This window comes from Chryseobacterium echinoideorum, from assembly GCF_007474535.1.
GTDB lineage: Bacteria > Bacteroidota > Bacteroidia > Flavobacteriales > Weeksellaceae > Chryseobacterium > Chryseobacterium echinoideorum.
The window spans coordinates 1-24,820 of record NZ_VKNW01000011.1 but is presented as its reverse complement, the minus strand read 5'-3'; the positions used below and the strand labels follow the sequence as shown (position 1 = coordinate 24,820).

Annotated in this window: 22 protein-coding genes; 8 read left to right on the top strand and 14 right to left on the bottom strand. The window is 34.6% G+C overall.

The window, feature by feature from the left end; all coding sequences use genetic code 11:
* Nucleotides 1-5: 5 nt before the first annotated feature.
* Genes FOL89_RS14110 through FOL89_RS14100 form a run of 3 tightly spaced genes read right to left on the bottom strand, consistent with a single transcriptional unit; the run spans nucleotide 6 to nucleotide 2,725 of the window.
* On the bottom strand, nucleotides 6-803 hold the full coding sequence (locus FOL89_RS14110) for a DUF4129 domain-containing protein (RefSeq protein WP_144283444.1): 798 nt from the start codon (nucleotides 801-803) through the stop codon (nucleotides 6-8).
* Nucleotides 796-1,755: a DUF4013 domain-containing protein gene (locus FOL89_RS14105; RefSeq protein ID WP_144283443.1), complete on the bottom strand. Its 960-nt coding sequence runs from the start codon at nucleotides 1,753-1,755 to the stop codon at nucleotides 796-798. Before FOL89_RS14105 ends, FOL89_RS14110 begins: the two co-directional genes overlap by 8 nt.
* Complete coding sequence (locus FOL89_RS14100) at nucleotides 1,742-2,725, bottom strand: stage II sporulation protein M (protein ID WP_144283442.1); 984 nt, start codon at nucleotides 2,723-2,725, stop codon at nucleotides 1,742-1,744. The genes FOL89_RS14105 and FOL89_RS14100 overlap by 14 nt, the downstream gene beginning before the upstream one ends.
* A 26-nt stretch (nucleotides 2,726-2,751) precedes the next feature.
* Here FOL89_RS14100 and FOL89_RS14095 point away from each other — a divergent pair, with 26 nt between their 5' ends.
* A complete protein-coding gene (locus FOL89_RS14095) occupies nucleotides 2,752-3,501 on the top strand; it encodes an RDD family protein (RefSeq protein ID WP_144283441.1) in 750 nt (249 codons plus the stop codon).
* A gap of 48 nt (nucleotides 3,502-3,549) precedes the next feature.
* Here FOL89_RS14095 and FOL89_RS14090 read toward each other — a convergent pair whose 3' ends face one another.
* Nucleotides 3,550-3,966, bottom strand: a complete 417-nt coding sequence (locus tag FOL89_RS14090; RefSeq protein ID WP_228444925.1) for a hypothetical protein — start codon at nucleotides 3,964-3,966, stop codon at nucleotides 3,550-3,552.
* 241 nt (nucleotides 3,967-4,207) lie between these two features.
* On the opposite strand from FOL89_RS14090, the gene FOL89_RS14085 reads away from it, so the two are divergent.
* Nucleotides 4,208-4,498, top strand: a complete 291-nt coding sequence (locus tag FOL89_RS14085) for a GNAT family N-acetyltransferase (protein ID WP_144283439.1) — start codon at nucleotides 4,208-4,210, stop codon at nucleotides 4,496-4,498.
* Here FOL89_RS14085 and FOL89_RS14080 read toward each other — a convergent pair.
* The 8 genes from FOL89_RS14080 to FOL89_RS14045 all read right to left on the bottom strand — a co-directional run bounded on the left by FOL89_RS14080 (nucleotide 4,487) and on the right by FOL89_RS14045 (nucleotide 15,482).
* Nucleotides 4,487-5,458 (bottom strand): glycosyltransferase family protein, encoded by a 972-nt coding sequence (locus FOL89_RS14080; RefSeq protein ID WP_144283438.1) that lies wholly within the window; start codon nucleotides 5,456-5,458, stop codon nucleotides 4,487-4,489. The two genes, FOL89_RS14085 and FOL89_RS14080, sit on opposite strands and share 12 nt — an antisense overlap.
* A gap of 1 nt (nucleotide 5,459) precedes the next feature.
* Nucleotides 5,460-6,284: a UDP-2,3-diacylglucosamine diphosphatase gene (locus tag FOL89_RS14075; protein WP_144283437.1), complete on the bottom strand. Its 825-nt coding sequence runs from the start codon at nucleotides 6,282-6,284 to the stop codon at nucleotides 5,460-5,462.
* A 56-nt stretch (nucleotides 6,285-6,340) separates the two neighbouring features.
* Nucleotides 6,341-7,081 carry a YebC/PmpR family DNA-binding transcriptional regulator gene (locus FOL89_RS14070; protein WP_144283436.1) on the bottom strand — a complete coding sequence of 247 codons (741 nt, stop codon included), beginning with the start codon at nucleotides 7,079-7,081 and terminating at the stop codon, nucleotides 6,341-6,343.
* Between the two features lie 96 nt (nucleotides 7,082-7,177).
* Nucleotides 7,178-8,653 carry an OmpA family protein gene (locus tag FOL89_RS14065; RefSeq protein WP_144283435.1) on the bottom strand — a complete coding sequence of 492 codons (1,476 nt, stop codon included), beginning with the start codon at nucleotides 8,651-8,653 and terminating at the stop codon, nucleotides 7,178-7,180.
* Between the two features lie 77 nt (nucleotides 8,654-8,730).
* Nucleotides 8,731-9,189: an SsrA-binding protein SmpB gene (gene smpB / locus FOL89_RS14060; protein ID WP_144283434.1), complete on the bottom strand. Its 459-nt coding sequence runs from the start codon at nucleotides 9,187-9,189 to the stop codon at nucleotides 8,731-8,733.
* Between the two features lie 453 nt (nucleotides 9,190-9,642).
* Nucleotides 9,643-12,771: a T9SS type A sorting domain-containing protein gene (locus FOL89_RS14055; RefSeq protein ID WP_144283433.1), complete on the bottom strand. Its 3,129-nt coding sequence runs from the start codon at nucleotides 12,769-12,771 to the stop codon at nucleotides 9,643-9,645.
* Between the two features lie 84 nt (nucleotides 12,772-12,855).
* Nucleotides 12,856-13,629 carry a hypothetical protein gene (locus tag FOL89_RS14050; RefSeq protein ID WP_144283432.1) on the bottom strand — a complete coding sequence of 258 codons (774 nt, stop codon included), beginning with the start codon at nucleotides 13,627-13,629 and terminating at the stop codon, nucleotides 12,856-12,858.
* A 263-nt stretch (nucleotides 13,630-13,892) separates the two neighbouring features.
* A complete protein-coding gene (locus FOL89_RS14045; protein WP_144283431.1) occupies nucleotides 13,893-15,482 on the bottom strand; it encodes a helix-turn-helix domain-containing protein in 1,590 nt (529 codons plus the stop codon).
* A 370-nt stretch (nucleotides 15,483-15,852) separates the two neighbouring features.
* On the opposite strand from FOL89_RS14045, the gene FOL89_RS14040 reads away from it, so the two are divergent.
* Nucleotides 15,853-17,475, top strand: a complete 1,623-nt coding sequence (locus FOL89_RS14040; RefSeq protein WP_144283430.1) for an ABC-F family ATP-binding cassette domain-containing protein — start codon at nucleotides 15,853-15,855, stop codon at nucleotides 17,473-17,475.
* Between the two features lie 117 nt (nucleotides 17,476-17,592).
* On the opposite strand, the gene FOL89_RS14035 is transcribed toward FOL89_RS14040, so the two are convergent.
* The gene (locus FOL89_RS14035; RefSeq protein ID WP_144283429.1) at nucleotides 17,593-18,408 is read right to left on the bottom strand and encodes a ferritin-like domain-containing protein; all 816 of its coding nucleotides are present in this window, start codon (nucleotides 18,406-18,408) and stop codon (nucleotides 17,593-17,595) included.
* Nucleotides 18,409-18,435: 27 nt separating this feature from the next.
* Complete coding sequence (locus tag FOL89_RS14030; RefSeq protein WP_144283428.1) at nucleotides 18,436-19,143, bottom strand: ferritin-like domain-containing protein; 708 nt, start codon at nucleotides 19,141-19,143, stop codon at nucleotides 18,436-18,438.
* A gap of 214 nt (nucleotides 19,144-19,357) precedes the next feature.
* On the opposite strand from FOL89_RS14030, the gene recJ reads away from it, so the two are divergent.
* The 5 genes from recJ to ctlX all read left to right on the top strand — a co-directional run bounded on the left by recJ (nucleotide 19,358) and on the right by ctlX (nucleotide 24,231).
* The gene (gene recJ, locus FOL89_RS14025; RefSeq protein WP_144283547.1) at nucleotides 19,358-21,073 is read left to right on the top strand and encodes a single-stranded-DNA-specific exonuclease RecJ; all 1,716 of its coding nucleotides are present in this window, start codon (nucleotides 19,358-19,360) and stop codon (nucleotides 21,071-21,073) included.
* A gap of 99 nt (nucleotides 21,074-21,172) precedes the next feature.
* Complete coding sequence (nadD, locus tag FOL89_RS14020) at nucleotides 21,173-21,760, top strand: nicotinate (nicotinamide) nucleotide adenylyltransferase (RefSeq protein WP_144283427.1); 588 nt, start codon at nucleotides 21,173-21,175, stop codon at nucleotides 21,758-21,760.
* 41 nt (nucleotides 21,761-21,801) lie between these two features.
* A complete protein-coding gene (locus FOL89_RS14015) occupies nucleotides 21,802-22,140 on the top strand; it encodes a DUF3817 domain-containing protein (protein WP_144283426.1) in 339 nt (112 codons plus the stop codon).
* A 207-nt stretch (nucleotides 22,141-22,347) separates the two neighbouring features.
* Nucleotides 22,348-23,262, top strand: a complete 915-nt coding sequence (locus FOL89_RS14010; protein WP_144283425.1) for a dimethylarginine dimethylaminohydrolase family protein — start codon at nucleotides 22,348-22,350, stop codon at nucleotides 23,260-23,262.
* A 45-nt stretch (nucleotides 23,263-23,307) separates the two neighbouring features.
* The gene (ctlX, locus tag FOL89_RS14005; RefSeq protein ID WP_144283424.1) at nucleotides 23,308-24,231 is read left to right on the top strand and encodes a citrulline utilization hydrolase CtlX; all 924 of its coding nucleotides are present in this window, start codon (nucleotides 23,308-23,310) and stop codon (nucleotides 24,229-24,231) included.
* Nucleotides 24,232-24,820: the final 589 nt, after the last annotated feature.

Here is a 24,820-nt window from a genome sequence, read left to right as displayed (position 1 = left end):
CTGAATTAGGCATTAAAATTTTGAAACTGTTTTTTGAATTTTGCATAATGCTCCTCATCAATGCTGAATTCTCCGTACCACACATAATCGAAAATATAAGAAAGCTCATCAAAGTCATTTTTAAGATTTCCGGTTTTCAATTCTGCAACATAATCTTTGTTGGTTTTTTCGGGATTCCATTGGATCAGTTTTTTATCACTCAGCTTTTTGAGGATGAATAAAAACTGGTATCTTACCGCCGAACGGTAATCTCTATCGTTTTCAAAAACGGCGATACTTTGAGAGAAATTTATTTCGTGAATATTCTCATAAAGCTCTTCTTCGTTAATTTCTACTTTTCTGTTCTTTTTACCAAAAAACAGATTTCCGTTATGCCTTATTAAAAATTTAACTAAAAAATACAAAAGAAATCCTACCAAAACAATCGCAAAAAGACGGATAATAACTGCGGTAATCTGTGAAGATGTCTCTATACTTGTCTCTCCAAAAATGCTTCTGATGAGCTCAGCAATTTTCCGCTGTAATTTTTCAAAAAAAGATTCTCTTGGCTTGGAAGTCGTATAATCGAAATCTTTTTCCTGATATCTGGAACCTAATTTTTCTTTAAATTTTTTCTGAAAAACATTATTCTCGGTAACAGGATTGGTCTTCAACACAGAATCTGCAACATACATATTTCTATAATGCGAAGTTACCGCAGAATCTACAACAATTTCTTCGGTATATTCTTCTGTATAATCTTCCTGAGCTTTTACAAGACCAAGATTCAGAAAAACGATCAGTAAGAAAAAAAACTTATTCATTAACGCCAATAGTTTCAATTTCCTGCAAATCAAGCTGCTGATGCAGATCTCTGCGGCTGTCAAAATACATCAGTCCGGAATTTACGTACATTAAATGAGAAAGAATAAATGAGAAAAGTAATGACACACCATAAGTAACAAATAAAATAACTCCAAATCCGCCAGCAAAAGGATTTTGCTCAAAATTTCCATCGGGTGCAGAAGTCGTAATTTTAATCATAAAAAGAATCATGGGTATCATAGTAAAAATTAGGGTAATTACATAAATGATGATGTAAATAACCAATGTTGCTCCCCAATACTTCCAGAATGGAGAACCTTCTCTTGCACTCGGATAAGAAAACTGCGAACGAATGCAATAGCTTAAACTTGCGAAAAAACCTCTTGAACTGTTAAAATAATCAAACATCAAAAAATTGACAATATTTACCACAACGGGAGCAACCAGAAACAGAATAAAAAAACCTATGACAATTAATATCATTGCATAAGAAATTCCTAAAACGATAACAGCTAATGGAGCAACAATAAAAACCAAACCCAATATTAATTTTCCTATTTTTCCTGCATTCGATTTAAATTCTGACATGATATCATCTGCTTTGATCTTTTGTTTTCCTTCATTCAGTTTTTTCATGTAGAAAACGGGATACAGGTAATTCACAATCATTAATGCCATAAAAAGTATGAATGTAAGAATACCAGTCGTGATAAACATTCCTATATTTTCCTGAAAATAATTTTCAAAATAATAACTCTGCCCGCCGATATTAGATCCGAAAGCCTGCATGAACAGTTCTTTGTAACCGAATATAAAAAGTACAACAAGAAGAATCAGCAAAAGTCCATTGAGCAGAAGATAATTTTTATAATAATTTCTTCCATAAAGTTTAAAAAATGTAAATGTATCACTGATAAAGGCTCCGAAATCCCTTTTTTTATATAATTGCATTGTGAATTTGTTTTTTAATTCTCTGGTTTACGATTTTTGGGTAAAAAAAATAATAAAAACTGATGGTTCCCAAACAGCCAAAAATAATGATGAGATTTAAAACTAAAGGCATATCTAAAGCATGTCTCGTTACATAACCTTCAATAATTCCGGCACATATTGTAAAAGGAATCGTGCTTAAAAATATTTTGAATGAATTTTTGAATCCGTTTTTGAAAGAATTGAATCGTGAGAATGTTTTGGGAAACAAAATAGAGGTGCCTAAAATCAAACCACACATCCCTTCCACAATCATGCTGAAAATCTCAAATGCCCCATGAAGCCATATTCCTCTTGCGCTGTCTGCCAAAGCTCCATGTTCGTAGAAAAAATACTGAAAGGTTCCTACCATAATAGAATTCTGCATTAATACATAAAATGTCCCGATGCCAAAAAAGATTCCGTATAGATACAGCTTGGCTCCAACAATGATATTATTGAAGGTAATTCCTATGGTGCTTCCCCACGTCGATCCGCTCTGGTAAACACCTACGGGATTTCCGTTTTTGATATTTTCAATCGTCATATTCACATATCCTTCACTCAGTACGATCTTAACAAAATCTTTATCGTAACTCGCCGAAAGCACACCAATCAGCATAAAGGAAAAGAAAAATATAAAGGAATACATCAAATACCTTCTATATTCAAAGACAATCATCGGAACTTCGGTTTTAAAAAAATACAGAAGTCTGTTCTCTTCAATGCGTTTCGTTTTATAAATCTTCTGAAAAATCTGTGACGACAAATGATTCAGATAAATCGTTGTATTGCTTTTAGGATAATAAGACTGCGCAAAAGATAAGTCATTAATAAGGTTTATATACAGAGATGACAAATCATCAGGATTTTTTTTGATTTTCCCCTGAATAACCTGCTCAATTCCCAACCATTTTTCTTTATTTTGTTTGATAAAATAAACTTCTCTCATATTGTAAGGCTAAAATAATAAAAAATATGTCTCAAATTGCGATAAATACTTCTCAAAATGTAAATATTAATTTCACTATATCAAGCATTGGGGAAAGAATATTGGCATACCTGATTGATGGCGTCATTAAGATTGCTTACCTTATCATTATTTTTTATCTTTTTTTTAGCGTTTTAAACTTAGGCTATATTTTAGATGGGATGGATGACTGGTCTCAAGGTGCTGTTTATATTGTTTTGACATTGCCTGCTTCTATCTATCCTATTGTTTTTGAAAGCCTGATGGAAGGGCAGACTCCCGGAAAAAAAGTCATGAAAATCCGTGTTGTAAAAATTGATGGCTATCAGGCAAGTTTTGGAGATTATCTTATTCGCTGGGTTTTCAGATTAATTGATACCACATTATTAGGATTGGTAGGCTTAGTTTCAATGATTATCTCAAAAAACAACCAGAGATTGGGCGATATTGCTTCAGGAACTGCCGTTATTTCTTTGAAAAATCAAATCAATATTTCGCATACGATTTTAGAAAATATTCAGGAAGATTATATTCCGACTTTTCCTCAGGTAATCGCACTTACCGACAATGATATGAGAATCATTAAAGACAATTATCTGAAAGCAGTGAGAATTGATGACAGACACGTCATTTCGAGGCTTTCGGATAAAATTAAAAGCATTTTGAAGCTGGAAGTAGATCCCAGAGAAATGACAGAAAGACAATTTATCGGGATTATTATCAAAGACTATAATTATTATACAGGAAAGGATAGTTAATTCTAAATTTATTTGTAATCAATTATACTTAATCTGACAAACTAAAAATCACTGCAGAAGAGACCATATGGCAACGCCAATTCCGGCATAGACGGTTACTGTAATAATATCAGCAATAGGTTGCGAAAAGCGTTTTTCAGCAATTTTTTCTCCATCAATCTGATTCTTGTGGAATTTCAGAATTCTATCTGGTTTACCAACAGGATGTGCAACAAGACTGTCATTCTCCCATCTGTCAACAATGATTTTATATTTCCTTCCCTCAACGTCAATTTTAAAATTTTTATTAGGAGCAAGTTTTTCCTGAATATTTACTGGAGCAGAAGTTAGCTGCGAATTCAGCTTTTGTGATTCAGCAGTATTGTTTTTTGTTTGCATGGCAAGAGCTTCTCTTTCCTTTGGATCCTGATCATTATTAATTGACGTATCGTTCGGTTTTTTAACCTGATACGTATAACAGCTCATAAGACAAAATGATATAATTATAAGGTAAAAATTCTTTCGCATTAGTCAAATTTAAGAATTAAACGGAAAACTCTGTATTTTCTTTTTAAAATATTCTGTTTTTTTGAAGATTTTCTTTTTACTGACAAAATTAATAACACTCTCCCATTTGAGTTTTGCAGTTGATAATAAGTTGATACTTCATCTGCCAAACCTCCACGGTGCAGTTTTTGTATTTTTAATTTTAATTAAAATAAAGATTATGAAATTCGAAAATAATAAATCAGGAAACGGCGGGGTCATCACACTCAATAATGAAATAAAAGAAGTGGGAAGACTTACCTATACCATTTTCCCGAACGATAATAAATTGATTATTTCTTTTGTTTTGGTGCATCCAGAGTTTGAAGGTCGGGGAATGGGAAAGTTTCTTGTTGAGGAAGCCATTAAATTTTCGCGTGAAAACAACTGGAAAGTATATCCGCATTGTTCGTATGCAAGAGCTGTGATGAGAAGAATGAATGATGTAGAAGATGTATTTTTACAGCAGTAAAACTTCTTTCAGCAAAATTTCTTCAATATCATAAGGATAGTCGACTTTGAAATGCAGATCAGAATCAATCCAGTTTTCGATTTGTTTTTTGTCAAGGATTTTAGAATTAGGAATTCCCATCTGATGTAAAGCAGCTGCGTTACATTCCTGCTCGTACTGATTGTGAATAGGAATTACAAATAGTTTTTTATTCATAAACAATGCTTCTGCCGGTGTTTCAAAGCCGGCATTGCATAAAATCCCTTCACAGGTTTCAAAATGCTTTAAATACTCAACCTCATCAATAGGGTAAACTTCAACATTTTTTGCTTTCTTACGAGCCATTGTATTTTTTGAAAAAACTTTCCATTCAACAGGAATATCATTTAAAACTTTAATGATATTTTCATCTGAAAAACTTGGAAGATATACTACATAAAATCCTTTTTTATCCGGATTAAGATTTCTTATTTTCTGTCTGATAACAGGCTTTTTGATCTGTGGATGATAATTTTCAAAGTGAAAACCTATTTTACGCTTACTTGGTACATAATATTTAAGAATCATTTCACCAAATAAATCTTTTTTTTCAGGTTTTGGAGTTTCTATAAAGCTCATTGAAGCCTGATGGCTCAGCTCAATCATATTCAGGTTTTGAAGTTTACAAGCCCAACCTGTAATGGGTTCATAATCATTGATAATCAGATCATAATTACTGAGATCAATATCTTTTATAGTTTTGAAAGCTTCTAAAAAATTATTTTCAAACAGGATTTTTTTATATGAAATTCCGCCTCGCTTATTGTATAACAATGAAATTCCTTTATGTTGAAAATTGATTGGAAAATCTGCTTTTAGCTGTGATTGATGACCGCTGATCAATGTATCTACAGAAGCGTATTTTTTCAAAATCGGAATAATTTCCTGTGCTCTTGCTACATGCCCGTTTCCTGTTCCCTGAAAAGCGTAAAGAACTTTCATCTTAAGTAAATTGAGTTACAAGTTTCATCAAATCAGAGTGATTGATATCATAAATTTCTTCAGAATTATCTTCCTGCAGAGAGTCTTTATGGTCATCATAATAAAAGATTTTCCACTCCTCATGATTATATTCCAGAGCGGAAAGATTTTCTACCCAATCACCGGAATTCAGATAAATGCAAGATCCTTTTTTATTACTAACTTCACGCATTTGAGGCTGATGAATGTGCCCGCAGATTACATAATCATATTCATTATCAATGGCAAGCTCTGAAGCAGTCAGTTCAAAATCTCCAATATATTTTACCGCCTTTTTGACGTTGTTTTTAATTTTTTTTGAAAATGAATATTTCTCCTTGCCTGCCTTCTCTAAAATCCAATTGACCAGATTATTGATGATAATAAGAAGATCATATCCTTTACCTCCTAGTTTTGCAATCCATTTGGAATGTTGTACGGAAGCATCAAAAACATCACCATGGAAAATCCATGTCTTTTTGTTATTAATATTCATGCAGAGTTTGTTGCAGACTTTTAATTTACCTAATTCGAAGTCGGTAAATTTCCGGAATATTTCATCGTGATTTCCGGTAATATAGTATACATCGGTGTTTTTTGTAGCAAAAGAAAGAATCTTTTTGATTACTTTTAAATGAGGCTTAGGGAAGTAAGACTTTTTAAACTGCCAAATATCAATAATATCACCATTCAAAACCAATGTTTTGGGGTGAATAGAGTTCAGATACTTCAAAAGTTCTTTAGCCTTACATCCGTAAGTTCCAAGATGTACATCCGAAATAACAACCAATTCAATGTTTCTTTTCATAATTTTAGACAAAGAAACTAATTGAAAATGAATTGTATATGAATGTAATATTATTTTTATAAAGAATTCAGAAGTTCGTCTGTCATTTCCATATTATGATATACATTCTGTACATCATCATCATCTTCAAAACGTTCAAGCATTTTCATATTGGCTTTAAACTGTTCTTCGCTCACTTCTTTTGTATTGTTCGGAATCCTTTGTAATTCTGCGCTTTTCGCTTCAATTCCCAGCTCATCTAATTTATGAGATAAAGAACCAAAATCTTCAAAAGCGGTGGTGATCATTACTTCCTCTTCATCTTTTTCAACATCTTCAGCTCCACCATCAATCATTTCCATTTCGAAGTCATCCCAATCCATTGTAATTTTAGATAACTCAATGGTAAAAATACCTTTTCTGTCAAAGATGAAAGCAAGCTCTCCGTTTTTGCCCAGATTACCGTCAAATTTATTGAAAACAGCTCTCACATTAGCTACAGTTCTTGTTGTATTGTTTGTAGTACATTCTACAAAAAATGCAACACCACCTTGCCCGTAACCTTCATAAGTTACTTCTTCGTAGTTTTCGGCATCTGCACCACTAGCTTTTTTAATTGCCCTTTCTACATTATCCTTTGGCATATTTGCGCCTTTTGCATTCTGAATGCATCTTCTCAACGCAGGATTAGATTCGGGATCAGGGCCACCTGCTTTTACAGCTAATGCAATATCTTTTCCGATTTTAGAAAAAGTTTTGGCCATTTTATCCCAACGCGCCATTTTAGATGCTTTTCTATATTCAAACGCTCTTCCCATTTTATTTTTTTAAATTTTAGCAAAATTACTTAAAATCAGCAATAAAAAAAATACCTCCGGAAAAACCGGAGGCATTTATTATTTAAAAGAAACTAATTATCTTCTTTTTTTAGTACTCTTCTTTTTAGGAGAAGTAACAGTCATATCATTTTTCTTCATAGTTTCCCATTCAGATCCTGAGATAGCTCTTACGATTACTTTTCTATCAGCCATTCTTTCAGCGTCAGAAGCACTTTCAGGAACTGTAGCTTCTTGCTCACCGATACCGATTGATTTCAAAGTATTTGGATTTACACCTCTAGCTTCTAAAGCAGAAACTACAGCAGCAGCTCTTTGTCTTGATAAATTCAAGTTATAAGTATCGCTTCCTTTTTTATCAGTCATACCAACAACCAAGAAGTTTTCAGCCGGAGCTTCTTTAATGATTTTAGCAGCTGTATCTAATTTTTCACTAGACTCTTTTCTGATTGTAGCTTTGTTGAAATCAAATAAAATGTCTTTCAGATTTTCAGTAACAATTACATCAATTGGCTTAGCTGGTGGTGGAGGTGGACATCCGTTGTATTCAGCAACACCTGGAACAGTAGGACAAGCATCATCTTTATCTAAGATACCGTCACCATCTGTATCTGGCCAAGGACAACCGTTGTTTTCAGCAGGACCTGCAACTGTAGGACAAGCGTCATCTTTGTCGATCACACCATCACCGTCTGTATCTGGCCAAGGACAACCATTGTTTTCAACCGGACCAGGAACATCTGGACACTGATCGTCTTTATCTGGAACTCCGTCACCGTCTGTATCAGGACATCCCTGGAATTCTGGTAAACCTGGAGTATCAGGACATAAATCGTCTTTATCTAAGATACCATCCTTATCTCTGTCTCTGTTTCCGAATCTGAAGTTCAATGTCGCTGAAGCTTGCCAGAAGTTAGCAACTGTAGATTTATCACCTGGAGTTGACACATAATCTCCTTGTACACCAAGACCGAAATTTTTAGTCAACCAAAGATTAAGACCTGCACCAGTAGAAACAGTTAAGAAATTAGCTTTCCCCATTTCGTTACCGTTATCCCCATTACTGATCATCTCAGCAGGGTTACCGTTGATTAAAGCCTGTCTAGGGAAAGAAAGACCTGTATAGTCGTGTCTTAAATAGTTAGCACCAACTCTTAAGTATGGGTCAAACCAAGACTCTTCATCCCAAATAAGACCAGCTGCCTTAAATTGGAAACCAAGACCTGTTTGAAGGAAAAACTCCTTACCCATGTTGAATCTTTTGTTTTCAACATTACCTACAGTAGTCTGCCAGTCGATTACCAAACCTTTACCAACATTTCTTGCAACAGTTAATTTTGATAATGGAGGTGTAATTGAGAAGTTGTTCACATTGAACATGTTCTTCGTCAAATTAGTAGCAGAGAACGTATTGCTGAAATTGCTACGTTGTGCTGTATGGTTTTCCGCATGCGCACCAACCCCGATTAACCACGGGTTGTTGGTCGTCTGAGCGAAAACAGTAGAGGCAACTGTAAGCGCCAATGCTGAAATTCCTAATTTTAGATTTTTCATAGAATTAAATGATTAAATAATTGATATTGCAAAATAAATATAATTTTTCTTTATAAACAAAGTTTTCAGGATGATTTTTAACTTTTCTTTAATATTCTATTGAGGTTTCTTTTATTTTCTCTATCTTTAATGGCTTCCCTCTTATCAAAGAGTTTTTTACCTCTTGCCAATGCTATTAATATCTTGGCTTTACCATTATCATTAATATAAAGCTTCAAAGGAACGATAGTATTCCCTGCATCCTTTAATTTCTTTTCGAATTTTGCCAATTCTCTTTTGTGCAAGAGCAACTTTCGTTCCCTTTTTGTTTTATGATTATAAAATGTACCCAGCTTATATTCGTCTATCATCATATTAATGATATACAATTCTCCGTTAATAAATTGGCAAAATGCTTCTGTGATGGATGCTTTCGAAGAACGCAAGGATTTAATTTCTGTTCCCGTTAAAACCATTCCGGCTTCTAATTCTTCGAGAATTTCATATTCAAAACGGGCTTTTTTATTTAGAATTCTGACTGTTTTTTCAATCTTCATTTTGATAGTTTTAATCCTTAAATGTATAAAATCTTCTTTCTGATAAAAAGTTGGAATATGATAATATGTATATATCGTTCAATTTCTTTCCTTTTTAATTTGGCTCAAAAATCACGAAATGATACATTGCTAACTAATATTTAACGTGCTTTTAATTAAGACTGTGCGATTTAAAGTATTTCCTGCACTAATGTTAATTAAAGGATATTGACCTTTTTCGTAACTCACACTTAGTGCAAATCTAACCAAAAATTCTCAATACACCAATCCTTTATTCATCAGCATTTTGGGGTCTGAATTTTATTTAATCAAAAAACATTCTTTATTCTTTAATAAGATTGTCAATGAAGAATACAGTTAAATTGCAGAACATCTTCAGTAAACATTAATAATAAGACAGCCTTAAGAAATTCTTAAGACTGCCCTATTATGATCTATAAAAAATTTAATTTCCTATTTTTTGATGAATTTGAAACTTTTTACAGAGTCTTTTTTATTGTTGATATTAATGATATAGTTACCTTGAACCAAATTACTAACATCTATAGAGGCCTTTGTAGTGTACCCTGAAGATACTTTTCTGCCTTCTATACTGTATATCACATAATCAAATGGTTCACTAGTCGTTACCTTGAGAACATCCATCACAGGATTAGGGTATATGAAAAGATCTTCACCCGATTTTTTGGATGTAATCATAGAGCTTTCTTGTGACATTCTGTTCGATGATGACCCGGAAGCATTATATGAATCTGCAGGCGGAGTTACGCCCAAATACCTTGGTTCATCTTTTACACATCTTACATTCATGGCTATCTGAGGAGATACTACATTTCCTGAGGCAAGCATACCAGTATTATTAGTTTCATTTTTAATCATCATAGCAATAGATTTACCAGACAATCTTTGGGCTGCTCCTGCACTCCACACCCCAGTATATGGCTTTCCTGCGTACATGATATTAGTAGCATTATCTCCACGGTAACTTGTGTTAGGGAAGTTTCCTATATTATATCTTGGATCATTAAGCACCCATCCATAGGTTATTCCGGAATTAATGATAGGGAGACCTCCATAATACGTACTCATTAATTGGAAGTTGTGTTGTTCGACCCCTTGTTGGGATTCTACTAATATCTTACCGTTAAACCACGGAGAAGTACCCTTTTCCTGTAAAACAGCCAAGGCATCCGGAACTCTCCACCCGCTCGGACATGGATCAAATACTGATTTTTTATCTGCATGTCCCCATCTGTCAGGCTCCAAGCCGTTTTCATCCGATATCCAGTCATAAATACCGGTCGCATTTGCATTACTGTGATATAAAAACGAAAGAGGTCTCTTTACAGAATACTGCATTACTTTATTTGTTTTTACATATTTCTTGTCCGTAGCCAGCACTCCTGCGGAAGTACTGTAATTATTATAACTTTCTGTATAATTTGAAAGATAGCCGCTTCCATTAATTGTTGTATAAGCTAATGAAGAAGTACTTGAAGGGGTGATTTCTGTGGTTCCTTTATAAATAGAGTATGCCTCACCGCCTGGTTTAGCAAAACTTGGAATAGGATCTTTTCTTCCCCATTGGAACTGTAATCCTCCGGATTCTTTAGCTATATTCAACAAAGCAGGATCATTAGGATTATCTTTCAGAGCCGTTGGCATTGCCGATACAGCTCCTAAATTTCTGTCCATAAATGTAGTGGTAAGAGGTGGCTTCTTACTAGGTGTTGCATTAATTATATGATAAGTGGACGGCAAAACAGCATCATTAGTATAGGTATACGTGCTTACTTCTTCGTCTGTAGCCCATATATGCCAAGACCATAATACATTAGGATCGCTTAAATTTCCATTATATAAAACCACAACTGCATTTCCATATTGCTGAGGGGTAATATCTACAACCAGTTCAGAATTTCTGCTTACGGTAGAGTTATCAAAACTCAGCTGGCTGATAAGCTGCTGATTATCTGTCCATAGTACAGCCGTTTTTAAGTCAGATAAAACATTTGAATTGAAATTTGCAGCATAATTCTCCGGAAAATGCTTGGCATTAACAACAAAGGCTTTTTTAACAGGTATATTAACTGTTTTTGGATCTGCTGTATTATTGGCGATCATGTAACTATTGGGTAGTTCTAATTCGTCTTCAGAATAGTTTGGAACTTCGGTAGCGGAGACAAATTCTGTAGGAAAATCAGTAACTCCATACGTGCCTGACAGAGTTGATCCTATGCTGAAAAGATTGGGGTCTTTCATACACCTTACAGCGTTTCCTTCTTGTGAACCTGGAAGCTCATTAACAAAGATTTCATGTAAACCATAGGTACTTCTTGAGGGGTCAGATATATATTTAAAGCTTTTGACTCCGCCTTCTCCATACGTTGCTTCCCAAAGCACACCATCCGACGCTTCGTCCTGGAATTCTAAATGAGGATTACCAGAGTAATATTCATAATTACCGGAAACAGATATAATTCCAAGATCTCTATTTGAGTTCCCCCTAAAGTCATAGCCTAATCCCGGATATACTTTAACACCAGAGAGTACATTATTTAATGTATCCGGGACAAATGTACCCCAAGCAGAACGATCATCACTGTTTCCACTATCAGATCTTCCAAAAGGATTGTGCATATTATTGATCGTCTTACTTCCATAGTGAGAAGGAACTCTCCATCCATTTGGACATGGATCGAAAGAGGATTTTAATTCATAGGATTTACTATCTGCGTTAACAGCTGGATCAGATGCACTTGCATTACCATTTCCTCCTCTATAGTTATCTGACCACAAATCCCATGCTGTAGTACTATTTCGGTATTCGTTTTTTGAAAACCAAGTTCCAGCGTCAGTATTGTGAAGAATTGTTAAAGGATTTTGTACAGAGTATCTTATGTTTTTACCAATTTCATCATAAGGTCTGGCTGTATTATCTATAAATTTTGTAGAATTGGGAACGGTAGGTGTATCCTTATGTCTTATCGTTCCATTTTCTGTATAGATTTCATAAAAAGAAAAATCTTTGTAAACAAATGTAGGGATTGGGTCTTTTCTCCCCCATTGGTACATAAGACCGCCGGACTTATTCCATTCATTCCCTAAGAATTCTTTGGAAGTAGCTCCCAAATTTCTATCCAGATATTTTATTTGAGTAGGTTCATTATTGATATTGGTTTCAAAACCTTGTGAATATGTGGAACCATTCTGAGTAGGGTCATCAGTTACCCAAATGTGCCAGCTCCAGTAGATTTGACCGTTAACTTTATAGGCAACAGAAGCATTTCCTTTGCCTTTGGCTTTATCAACTAAAACTTTCAATTTGGCATTTTCTCCGTTGCCTTCAAGCGTTACTGATTTTATCAGCCCCGGAACATCTTCCCAAACCAATCCCGCAGTATCTGTCCCTGAAGGGATGGGAGTACTAACGCCTCCGTCTTTAAGATATTCATTAGATCCCCAAACGGAAAATGCTTTTTTCACAGGAATATACAATCCGTCTTTGGTGTTATCTGAAGGGTCAAAAATATAACTGTTAGGAGCTTTTTCCCAGTTACAGTTTGGGGCGGAATTTATCATCACAGAGGTTTCAGATGATGTGCATCCGTTTGAAGCAGCTGTTACAATATAAGTTCCTGCAGGCGCTGTAATTGTATTGCCAGACTACGTTACACCAATACTGGGTGTTATTGTATAGGTATTATTAACATCATAATTTGTAATGATAAAACTTCCTGTTAGAGTGGTACAGCTAGGCTGGGTAATGGTACCTATTGTTGGAGTTGTTGGAGGCACACATCCAGCAGGTGTATAACGAACTTGACTATTGACATTTATGGCATTAGTCACATTACCATTATTAGTATATATTTTTACTTTTATCGTGTATGTTCCCGGAGCAAGTGGTCTATTAATCACCTCCGTGTTTCTGGAGTTTAACCATCCTATAGCCCCATCACTTAGCCATAAGGTTCGGGTGATTTGTTCTTCCGTGTTGGGAGATACATCAGTTCTTACCAGATAGGTCCAGTTTCTTACAAAGCTTAACGCCCTTAGATTAAGAACCGCATCGGTTACCCCATTGGGTATTGTAAAACTTTTGCTATAATAATAGTAATAGCCATCTCCCACGTAGAACCACCCATCTTTGTCAGTGATCCATCGGCTCCTTAAAGAGCTTCCTGTTATGGATAATTGAGGGTAAGACCAACCAGGATAGGTATGTCTCGTCTTCGTGCTCACCGGGGTAGTTTCTCCCGGACGCAATACAGACCAATCCGGATCTGGTACAGAAAATCCGCCTGTTACATCAGGAGGGGGAGCATTCATTAAAGAGTCATTATCATTTCTTCCCGTACTTAGATCTATTACTACGGGAGTTTGCGCATTAACAATTAATGTGCAAAAGAGCAGAAAAAGAAAGATTCTTTTTTTCATAAGTTGAATTTTTAAGGTTTTTCACTCTTCAAACTTATTTAATCCTTACGTAGATAAAAATATAATATTCCCCAATTTTATAAATTTAATGCCCTAAAATTTATAATTTATGGTATTATGTTATTCGTAAATAAGGTGCTAAGATGCCATACATAGACAATCAAACATTTGGGTACACGTTATCTTTCTGTCAATTATTAAAGAAAGAAGAAGTTTCGCAATTTTATAAAATGAAGGAGAATAAGACTGGTCAAACGCTACTTTTACGATGACCTGTTTTGATCTGTCAGCTGTTTGATGTAATCAGATGGGGTTATCTGTACTCTTTCTTTAAACGCTTTAACAAAAGTGGTCGCACTTTTATATCCGATTTCTTCGGAAATTGTCTGAATGGTATATTTTCTAAATATAGAATTTTCCTGTAACTCTTTTAATACATAATTGATTCTTAAATCATGAACATATTCCGAAAATGACTTTCCTTTATACTCATTGATTATTTGAGATAAATAAGTCGTATTGGTATTAAGCTCTTTAGCTATATGAATAAGCTTGAAATCATGATGTAGAAATCTTTTTCCATTTTCCAATTGTTGTAATTCTGAAAGAATTTGGGTGACCAGTTTCTCTTCTATAATAACTGAAGCGCTGAGATTTGTTTCTATTACAGGGTGACTGTCTTTTGCTTGTGGTATCTCTTCTATTCGCAACCCGAGGTAGGTATTCTTTTTACGCTTATTTATTATCAAAAAGAAAAAACAGGCAATTATTATAAGAAAAAACACGATTAAGAATACTTTGAAAAATGCTTTTCGTGTATGCTTTTTGATCATTTCTTCTGAATATGATTTTATTTCTTTTTTTTCATATAATCCTAATAAAAAGTTACCGGATACATTCTCTGACTTTACCTTATCTATTTCTGACAAACTAAGCTTAGCAAAGTAATATGCTTTTTTATCATTACCCGTATTTTCATAATTAATACTTAATAAATGGTATATCTTCAATAAATTTTCATAGGTGCATTGTATTTTTTCATTGCCTTTGTACATTTTACCGATGTAATAAAATGCAGAATCTGTCTTTTTTAAAGTTGTATAAATTTCCGACTTTCCCATCCAGACTGTTTCTCGGGAAAGAACTTTACTCATTAGAACCGAATCTTTTTCGCACTTGTTAAATAAAGACAAAGCATAGCTGTATTGTTTTTTAAGAAGAGCTATATTGGCATTCCTTACATGATAGAGAGATTTAGAATATTCAGCAAAATCAGGTACATCTTTTATGACATGATAGGCATTCTTGTAGTTATAATAGGCAGAGTCTAAAAAACTTTGCTTGCCTATATTTTTGTACCATTTAATAAATGTATCTCCTTTGGTATTATATGTTGCTGCTGTTTCTAGTTCTTCTGACAATTTATTACAAATTACTATTGGGTCATGCTGAAGATCATATAGACGGGTGTTCAGTATTTCAATTCCTTTCTTATAGTTCCCCAATTCTATATAAGCAACGGCAAAGAATATCATCTGCTTTTTCTTATATCCTACACTCATATCTTTAGAAAAAACATTCACTTGCTTTAATCCTTCGGCAATATTTCCCAGTCTTTTCTCAGTATAGAATAGTCTTGATATAGCTATTTGTTTCAATGACTCATATTGATATAAGCGAAGGTTTTTTTTATTATTTTGTATTAGGGCTAAGGAAGACAGAACAGCTTTTTTTGCTTCCTGATATTTTCCATTATTGTATAAATAATTTGCATCATTAAGCTTTAGCAAAAGCTGATATTGCAGTGGGTATTTCGATACATTTATTAAACTGATATTATTTTTATTAAGCAATTTAAAATGCACCAATTCCCATTGATCTTGTTTTATAAGCTTATCAATCTCCAGCTCCTCTTTTGAGAGGGATGTTTTTTGAGAGTATATGCTTATAGATAATAAAAATCTTTTTCATCAATAATTATTTGTGTTTAATAAAATACTAACTAAAATATTCGTAAAAAATTACGGAAAATTTTGGAAAAACCCATAAGAAACACCACAAAAAAACATTGTTTTAGTCTCTAATGGCTGAATTATGGATTTCTTTAACTAAAATTTAGTACGACATACACTATCAATATGTTGATACTTTTCCTTTTTTGCTAAAGAGTGTCTGCATAGTGGGGATTATTTTCGTAAATTTGCGCCAAATTTACAAACTTATATGTTAACAGTATCTAACTTATCTTTACAATTCGGGAAAAGAGTTCTTTTTGACGAAGTAAACATTATGTTTACGAAAGGAAACTGCTACGGAATTATCGGAGCAAATGGTGCAGGAAAGTCTACATTCCTTAAAATATTGACCGGAAAACAAGACCCAACAACAGGACACGTATCTTTGGAGCCTGGAAAAAGAATGTCAGTTCTTGAGCAGGATCACTTTGCTTACGATCAGTATACGGTACTTGAAGCGGTTTTGAGAGGTAATAAAAAATTATTCGAGATAAAAGAAGAGATGGATGCGCTTTATGCGAAAGAAGACTTCTCTGATGAAGACGGTATCAAAGCAGGAGAATTGGGTGTGATCTATGATGAAATGGGAGGGTGGACTGCAGAATCTGATGCACAGACCATGCTTTCCAATGTAGGAATCAAAGATGATATGCACTGGCAAATGATGAGCGAACTTGAGAACAAGGACAAAGTAAAAGTTCTTTTGGCTCAGGCACTTTTCGGAAATCCGGACGTGTTGATTTTGGATGAACCAACGAATGACCTTGATATTGATACAATTTCCTGGTTAGAAGATTTCTTGGCAGACTACGAAAACACGGTAATTGTTGTATCTCACGACCGTCACTTCTTAGATACGGTTTGTACGCACATCGGTGATTTAGATTACGCAAAACTGAATCTTTATACAGGTAACTACTCTTTCTGGTACCAAGCTTCCCAATTAGCGACAAGACAAAGAGCACAGGCAAACAAAAAAGCGGAAGAAAAGAAGAAAGAACTTCAGGATTTCATTGCGAGATTCAGCTCAAATGTTGCAAAAGCTAAACAGGCGACTGCAAGAAAGAAAATGATCGACAAACTGAACATTGATGATATCAAACCTTCTTCAAGAAGATACCCTGCGATTATTTTCGAAATGGAAAGAGAAGCTGGAGATCAGATTTTGGATGTAAAAGGTCTTGAAAAAACAAAAGATGGAGAATTATTGTTCTCAAACATTGATTTAAATCTTAAAAAAGGAGATAAAGTTGCTGTTCTTTCTAAAAATTCATTGGCAATCACAGAGTTTTTCGAAATTTTAGCCGGAAATACAGAAGCAGATAAAGGAACTGTTGCCTGGGGAGTTACTACCAACCAGTCTCACATGCCTTTAGATAACACCAACTTCTTTCAGGAAGATTTAAGTTTAGTTGATTGGTTGAGACAATTCACCAAAAATGATGAAGAGCGTCACGAGGAATTCGTAAGAGGATTTTTAGGAAGAATGCTTTTCTCAGGTGATGAAGCTTTAAAATCATGCAAAGTACTTTCCGGAGGCGAAAAAATGAGATGTATGTTCAGCAGAATGATGCTTCAAAAGGCTAATGTTCTTTTACTGGACGAGCCTACTAACCACTTAGACCTTGAAAGTATTACAACTTTAAACAACTCATTATCTAACTTCAAGGGGAACATTTTATTGGCTTCACATGACCACGAAATGCTTTCTACTGTCTGTAACAGAATCATCGAACTGACTCCAACAGGAATCATCGACAGAGAGATGACTTACGATGAATATCTTGCTGATAAAAAAGTAAAAGAATTAAGAGAAAAAATGTATTCTTAATTTTTTAATTCTTGATTAAAATCTAAATCCCTAAGCTAGTCAGTTTAGGGATTTTTAGTTAAAAATCCTTTTCACATACATGAAAAGGATCGAAAAACATTTCTATTTATAATAATACTACACGATAAACAATGATGCAATAGCAGTTGCATCTGATCCGCTTAAAACCTCATCATAAGCAGCTGATCCTGCAGCCGCACCAAATGCAGAGGCCGTATTAAATCCTGCCTGTAAAGTAACCCCTTCTCCTGCATATACCGGATTGGTTGCTGCAGGCATATTTCCGCCGTCTGCATTTTCAATCCAGCCTTTATTTGATCTCATTCTTCTTACCTGAGAAGCGTGTCTTGCTTCTACAGAGTGGATCTGCAAAGCAGCCTGAAGAACCGTTTTATTTGACATTACGTTTCCAGCCTGACCTTTATAAGCTCTCACTCCTGTATCTTCAAAGGCCTGTGCTAAGATTAAAAACTGCTGATAATTGGTAAAAGGTGTAAAATTCCCACCTGCTGTAAAGTCAAAAGTTGGTTTTGCAGCCGGAGTTACACCCAACGATGTAAGTGTATTTTTAAGGAAAGTTACGTGAGCCGCTTCGTGTTTAGATATCTGTTGAAAAACAACACGATCTGCATTAGGAATCAAAGTTCCTGAATTGAGTCCGATTCTGTAATATTCATCTTCCAGATACTCCAGAGTCAATGCCAGTTGAAGAGCATCAGTAAGAGCATTCTTCATTGCAAATGTCGGGTTTTCTGTATTCGTAGTTTCAGCTTTTGCCGATGTGGCCATGAAGCTTCCTAATCCTAACGGTAAAGCTGCAACTGCTGCCTTTTTACCAAAAGCCGAAAGGTCTGAAAGCGTTTCTGATCTGGACGTTTGTTTTGTAAAAAAAGAATCGTCTGATAATCTATCTAATAATTTAAGAATGTTCATAATAATAAGATTTTGAAATTTGATAATTTAGTTAATGCCTCTCTCTTTCCAGGTAAATTTGGTTTTAATAAATCCGCCTGCTGCCATGACGATATCAGATGGCTCTTTGGCAACATCAAGTCCGTTGGCATCAATCACATCATCTCCGGAAAACGCTGCTGTACCCGGATTAATCAAATCTCTGATTGCCGCAGCATGTCTTGCTTCTACAGACACAATTTTACCGGCTATTACCAGATAATCAGGATTAGAGATATACTTTCCAGCTGCGTTATAAGCAGCTACACCTGTATCTTCAAGAGCTTTTGCTGTTGCCAAAACAGAATTTCTGTCATTAAAATTCACATTAGGATACTGAAATTCCAAGGTTGGGAGAACATTAGACGTTGCTCCAGAAATAGCCGCTTTGAAAAAATCTCTGTGAATTACTTCATGATGATACAAATCTGTGAAAATCTGCTGCTCTACCGATGAAATCCCTGAATAAAAGTTATTAACCACTTTAGTATAAAAATCTGCTTCGAGCTGTTCTAATGCATAAGCATAGTTCAAAACACCTACATCACCCGTACCCAAATCGAATACCTTATTATCTACAAACTCAAAATTGTCGTCATCGCAGCCTACTAATGTAAGACCTGCCGCAACAATACCAATACCACTCAATTTTAGGAAGTTTCGTCTTCCTGTGTCTAGGGTCGCTCCCTTACTGGAAACCTGAATTGTTTTTTTCATAATATTATTTTAAAATAGGTTTAGTATTTATAATCATTTACGAAGCATGATTTTGTTTGGATTTAATAAATGCTAATTTTTTTTAAATTTTATTAAAATATTATTCACATTCAATAGATTATGTTAAAAATAAACCCTTCAATGATGAAAAGTAATTTTATCAAGACTTAAAATTTCAATGGATTTTAAAATAAATTTTGCCTATTTTTGTGAAATGAGTCAAAAATGGATTTATAAACCAGAACCTGATGAAGAAATTGTTGATGGATTGAGTTCGTCGCTTGGTTTCGGAACTTTTGAATCCAAACTATTAGTTCTCAGAGGAATTGACAATTATCAGAAGGCGAGAGAATTTTTCAAACCAAATATGACCGATATTCACAGTCCGTTTCTGATGGCAGATATGCAAAAAGCTGTAGAGCGTATTGCAACAGCCATCGAAAATGGTGAGAAAATATTGGTTTACGGAGATTATGATGTAGACGGCACCACTGCCGTTGCGCTGATGTACCTTTATCTGAGCAAGATAGTTCAGAAAAAATACCTTGATTTTTACATCCCCGACAGAAACTCTGAAGGATACGGAATATCCACCGAAGGTATAGATTTTGCCAAAGAAAACGGCTTTACATTAATTGTTGCTTTAGACTGCGGAATAAAAGCAATTGACATGATTAATTACGCCAAAAGCAAAAATATAGAATTCATTATCTGTGACCACCACTTACCTGGTGAGGAAATTCCGGATGCCGCTGCGGTTCTGGATCCTAAAAGAAGTGACTGCAGATATCCTTTCAAAGAACTTTCGGGCTGCGGTGTAGGTTTTAAACTTTGCCAAGGGCTTAATACTATTTATAAAATTCCTGAAGCTGAGCTTTTTGAACTCACCGATCTTTTAGCAATTTCTATTGCTGCAGATATTGTTTCGATGACCGGAGAAAACCGCGTTTTAGCCAAAATGGGGCTCAAGACACTGCGCAAAACAAGAAATATGGGACTGAGACTGCTCATTCCTGAAGATAAACTTTCCCATTTTGAAATTTCGAATATCGTTTTTGAAATTGCTCCTAAAATCAATGCGGCAGGAAGAATTTCTCATGGAAAAGCAGCTGTTGAACTCATGGTTTCTGACAATCTGAAACATGCGCACCAAATTGTAAGTGACATCATGAATCTGAATGATGAAAGACGCGAACTGGATATGAACTCTACTCTTTCTGCACTTAATCAGATTATAGAATCTCAACAGGAAACAAAATTTTCTACCATTGTTTATCATCCGGAATGGAACAAAGGAGTGATCGGAATTGTCGCATCCCGTCTTACGGAAACCTATTACAAGCCTACTCTGGTTTTTACCGACGGAAATAATGGCGAAATGGTTGCATCGGCCAGATCAGTTTCAGATTTTGATGTGCATGAAGCGCTTGATATGTGTTCGGAATATTTCCTGAAATTTGGCGGGCATCATGCTGCAGCAGGGCTTTCTATGGAAAAAAGCAAGTTTGAGGAATTTAAAATTAAATTTGAAAAAATAGTTGCCGAAAAAATTCAGGATCATCAGAAAGAACCATCAATTACCATAGATTCTGAAGTGCATATTGACGAGATCAATCGTGATTTTATCAATTTCCACAGAAAACTGGCTCCTTTCGGACCTCAAAACATGAAGCCTAACTTGGTTTTAAAAAATCAGAAAATTTCGGGATATGTGAAAACGATGGGGAAAGATAATAATCATCTGAAATTCTACATCAAGCAAGAATCCACAGGAAGAAATGTGGAATGTATTGGTTTTAAACTGGGGCAGTTTGCAGATGATTTCAGAACAAAAAGCTTTGACATTGCCTTTACTCTGGAAGAAAATCACTGGAAAGGAAATGTAACCCACTGTCTGAATATTAAAGATGTGAAGTTTCATGAAAATTAAGTAACAAATTTACTAGAAAGTAAAATTTTGAATTAAGGATAAGTATCAAATTGTAAAGCAATTGTTTTATATAATAATTGGCAATAAAATCCCATAACATTGAAAAAAATCGGTTTATTTTTCGGTTCGTTTAATCCTATTCATATTGGTCATTTGATTTTGGCGAATTATATTCTGGAAAACTCTGACATGAAGGAATTGTGGTTTGTTGTAAGTCCTCAAAACCCTTTTAAAGAAAAAAAATCTTTGCTTAAAGATCACAACCGTCTCGAAATGGTTGAGCTTGCGATCAAAAATTACTCGTCTATGCGGGCTTCTAATGTAGAATTTGCTCTGCCAACGCCTAGTTACACCATTGATACGCTTACTTATCTTAAAGAAAAACATCCTGATTATTCATTCAGTCTTATCATGGGTGAAGATAATCTGCAAAGTCTTCATAAGTGGAAAAACGCTGATGTTTTGATCAAAAACCACCATATCATTGTATATCCGAGAATTAATAATGAACCCAACAAAGAAAATGAAATTTCTCAGCATGAAAACATTTCATTGATAAAAGCACCTGTCATTGAACTTTCTGCTACAGAAATCAGGAGCATGATAAAAGAAGGAAAAAACGTAAGACCCATGCTTCCGCCGGAAGTTTTTGATTATTTGGATGGAAGCAGCTTTTACAAGTCTTGATGTTAGATGTTAGATGCAAACTTAATTCTTAATTTAGAATAATGAATTTTATAGAAAAATTTTTCTCAAAATATTCTCAAGAGCAGATGATCAGATGGTTTAAGCAAGTTTGTCTTGCCGAAGCTATTTCATGGTTTTTTTTATTCACCGCTATGATCTGGATCCGATCTGATAAAGAAAGTATTTTACCAACGATCTATATCATTATAATAGGGAATCTTCATGGGCTATTTTTTACACTTTATCTGCTATTTCTTCCTTCGATGAGAAAGATTTACCAATGGGATGACGAGGACACTGTATTTACGATCATCTCTGCATTTTTCCCGTTTGCCACTATATGGATTGATAAAAAACTGGCTCGTTTTGACAGAGAATAGACTGTTTTAACAAGTATTTTTAAAAGATTTTATCCTTACAAAAACCGATCATTCCACTAAATATATCTGAATTTTCCACATACATCAGATGAATTAAACAAAAATATCAGCATTCACAAAACACAACAAACATTCTTTAATTTTGAGGATGACAAAAACTTTTCCCTTCGCCTGCGTTTGTTTATATTTGCTTAATTCTCATTATTTATGAAATTAAACATCAAAAACGAAACAGGAAGACTGAAATCCGTTGTATTGGGACAGCCCAATTCTATGGGGATGATTCCTACTCTGGAAGAAAGTTATGACGCAAAATCCTATCATACAATACAGCACAATATCTATCCGAAAGAAGAAGATATCATCAATGAAATGAATGCTTTTGAAGCAGTGCTGAAAAAATATGATGTGCAGGTTTTTCGTCCAGAAATTATTGAAGATTACAATCAGGTTTTTGCAAGAGACGTTGCTTTTGTGATTGACGATAAGATGATTATTTCCAATGTAATTGCAGACAGAGCAGATGAGCAGAATGCCTACAAAAAAGTTTTTGAAGAGGTAGAATGGAGAAAAATCATCAATCTGCCGGAAACAGCTCACATTGAAGGAGGCGATGTAATTGTCTGGAACGATTTTCTCTTCGTAGGAACATGCTTTAGTGAAGATTACAGAAATTATAAAACTGCGAGAACCAACGAATATGCCATCGAAATTCTTAAGGAATATTTTCCAAAAAAGAGAATTATAGATCTGGAATTGAAAAAAAACGATCAGGAACCTTATCAGGGAATTTTGCATCTGGACTGTACTTTTAACCCCGTTGGAAATGATAAATGTATTATTTACAAAAATGGTTTTGTAGATGAAAGCGATTACAATTTAATCATTGATATTTTTGGGGAAGAAAACTGTTTTCATGTGACAGATGAAGAAATGTTTGAAATGTTCCCGAATATCTTCTCTATTTCCCCTGAAGTTGTTGTATCTGACATAGCTTTTACAAGGATGAACAATCACCTGAGAAACGAATGGGGAATGACTGTTGAGGAAATTCCATATCGTGAAATTTCTAAAATGGGCGGCTTGCTGAGATGTTCTACACTTCCGCTTGTGAGAGAATAATTGAAGACTGCTTACTATTTTATAATTCAAATTTTAAATAAAAAAATGCAGACAACAGATACCGTACTAATGATAGAGCCGATTGCGTTTGGATATAATGCAGAAACGGCAGAGAACAACTATTTTCAGATCGAACAAAAAGAAGCAGATATTCAGTCGAAAGCTTTGGCAGAATTTAAAGTTTTTGTTGAAAAGTTGAAAAACAAGGGAATTAATGTTATCACCATTAAAGATACTATAGATCCGCATACTCCGGATTCGATTTTTCCAAATAACTGGGTCAGCTTTCACAGAGACGGAAAAGTTGTTTTATATCCGATGTTCGCTTCCAACAGACGGGTGGAACGAAGAGAAGACATTATTGAAACCATCAAACAACAAGGTTTTGAGGTAAGCGAATTAGATGACTGGTCTCTACCTGAAACTCAGGGACATTTTCTGGAAGGAACAGGAAGTATGATTTTCGATCATGACAACAAAATTGCTTATGGTTCTATTTCTTTGAGGCTGGATGAAAATCTTTTCAGAGAGTTTTGTGCAAAGTATGAATTTCAACCTATTGTGTTTCACTCTTTTCAAACAGTTGGAAACGAAAGACTTCCCATATATCATACCAATGTAATGATGTGTGTTGCAGACCGATTTGTTGTGATTTGTTTAGAGTGTATTGACGATGAACTAGAACGAAGTAAAGTTATAGAAACCATCAAAAACTCAGGTAAAGAAATCATCGAAATCACTGAAGAACAAATGCAGCAGTTTGCCGGAAATATGCTTCAGGTACAGAATACAGAAGGTAAAAAATTTCTGGTAATGAGCCAGACCGCTTATCGAGCTTTAAACCAAAATCAGGTTGAAAGTATAGAAAAATATTGTGAAATTATTTATTCAGACCTAAATACCATTGAAGTGAATGGCGGCGGAAGTGCAAGATGTATGCTTGCCGAAGTTTTCCTTCCAAAGAAGTAAAAAAAACCGAAAATTTATATTATGAATCTTGTGTAGTAAAATAAAAACTTGTGGAATAGAACTAAATCTTTTACCGAATACCAAATACTACTCTGTGCAATACAATAAAATCTTCTGTAGCAAAGTTTAAATTACAAGCAGCAGAGCAAACACAAAAACCACTAGAAAAAATATCTGCACTTCTCAAAAATCAGTATTCACCAGAATATTTTTTTGAGAAGTTTTTTTTATTGAATAAAATTCTAAATTTCATTCCAAACCCGTCAAGTTTTGTCGCATTAAGGATTTAGCTTTGCAGAGGTAACAATAAAAACTTATTATATGGAGACTTAATGACGATATTTTAAACGCAAAATATTTTCACGCTTTGCAACGCAATTCACTGCCTTTGCATCTTAAAACAAAACGTTTTGAAATAAATCTTTGCGTGAAATAATCTTAAACCAGTAAAAAAAACGGTGAATTATGCATTCAAAAAATTCATTTATATTTGAAAAATTAAAAAAATAAACTATTAAAAAAACACGGCTATGAAAAAACTCTATTCGGGTGCATTTCTTGTATGCACCATGGCTGTATCGCAGGCTCA

What these genes read in the sequence shown, in the direction of transcription:
- FOL89_RS14110 (WP_144283444.1), bottom strand. Translation starts at nt 803, where the DNA reads ATGAATAAGTTTTTTTTCTTACTGATCGTTTTTCTGAATCTTGGTCTT.
- FOL89_RS14105 (WP_144283443.1), bottom strand. Translation starts at nt 1,755, where the DNA reads ATGCAATTATATAAAAAAAGGGATTTCGGAGCCTTTATCAGTGATACA.
- FOL89_RS14100 (WP_144283442.1), bottom strand. Translation starts at nt 2,725, where the DNA reads ATGAGAGAAGTTTATTTTATCAAACAAAATAAAGAAAAATGGTTGGGA.
- FOL89_RS14095 (WP_144283441.1), top strand. Translation starts at nt 2,752, where the DNA reads ATGTCTCAAATTGCGATAAATACTTCTCAAAATGTAAATATTAATTTC.
- FOL89_RS14090 (WP_228444925.1), bottom strand. Translation starts at nt 3,966, where the DNA reads ATGAGCTGTTATACGTATCAGGTTAAAAAACCGAACGATACGTCAATT.
- FOL89_RS14085 (WP_144283439.1), top strand. Translation starts at nt 4,208, where the DNA reads ATGAAATTCGAAAATAATAAATCAGGAAACGGCGGGGTCATCACACTC.
- FOL89_RS14080 (WP_144283438.1), bottom strand. Translation starts at nt 5,458, where the DNA reads ATGAAAGTTCTTTACGCTTTTCAGGGAACAGGAAACGGGCATGTAGCA.
- FOL89_RS14075 (WP_144283437.1), bottom strand. Translation starts at nt 6,284, where the DNA reads ATGAAAAGAAACATTGAATTGGTTGTTATTTCGGATGTACATCTTGGA.
- FOL89_RS14070 (WP_144283436.1), bottom strand. Translation starts at nt 7,081, where the DNA reads ATGGGAAGAGCGTTTGAATATAGAAAAGCATCTAAAATGGCGCGTTGG.
- FOL89_RS14065 (WP_144283435.1), bottom strand. Translation starts at nt 8,653, where the DNA reads ATGAAAAATCTAAAATTAGGAATTTCAGCATTGGCGCTTACAGTTGCC.
- smpB (WP_144283434.1), bottom strand. Translation starts at nt 9,189, where the DNA reads ATGAAGATTGAAAAAACAGTCAGAATTCTAAATAAAAAAGCCCGTTTT.
- FOL89_RS14055 (WP_144283433.1), bottom strand. Translation starts at nt 12,771, where the DNA reads ATGATAAATTCCGCCCCAAACTGTAACTGGGAAAAAGCTCCTAACAGT.
- FOL89_RS14050 (WP_144283432.1), bottom strand. Translation starts at nt 13,629, where the DNA reads ATGAAAAAAAGAATCTTTCTTTTTCTGCTCTTTTGCACATTAATTGTT.
- FOL89_RS14040 (WP_144283430.1), top strand. Translation starts at nt 15,853, where the DNA reads ATGTTAACAGTATCTAACTTATCTTTACAATTCGGGAAAAGAGTTCTT.
- FOL89_RS14035 (WP_144283429.1), bottom strand. Translation starts at nt 18,408, where the DNA reads ATGAACATTCTTAAATTATTAGATAGATTATCAGACGATTCTTTTTTT.
- FOL89_RS14030 (WP_144283428.1), bottom strand. Translation starts at nt 19,143, where the DNA reads ATGAAAAAAACAATTCAGGTTTCCAGTAAGGGAGCGACCCTAGACACA.
- recJ (WP_144283547.1), top strand. Translation starts at nt 19,358, where the DNA reads ATGAGTCAAAAATGGATTTATAAACCAGAACCTGATGAAGAAATTGTT.
- FOL89_RS14015 (WP_144283426.1), top strand. Translation starts at nt 21,802, where the DNA reads ATGAATTTTATAGAAAAATTTTTCTCAAAATATTCTCAAGAGCAGATG.
- FOL89_RS14010 (WP_144283425.1), top strand. Translation starts at nt 22,348, where the DNA reads ATGAAATTAAACATCAAAAACGAAACAGGAAGACTGAAATCCGTTGTA.
- ctlX (WP_144283424.1), top strand. Translation starts at nt 23,308, where the DNA reads ATGCAGACAACAGATACCGTACTAATGATAGAGCCGATTGCGTTTGGA.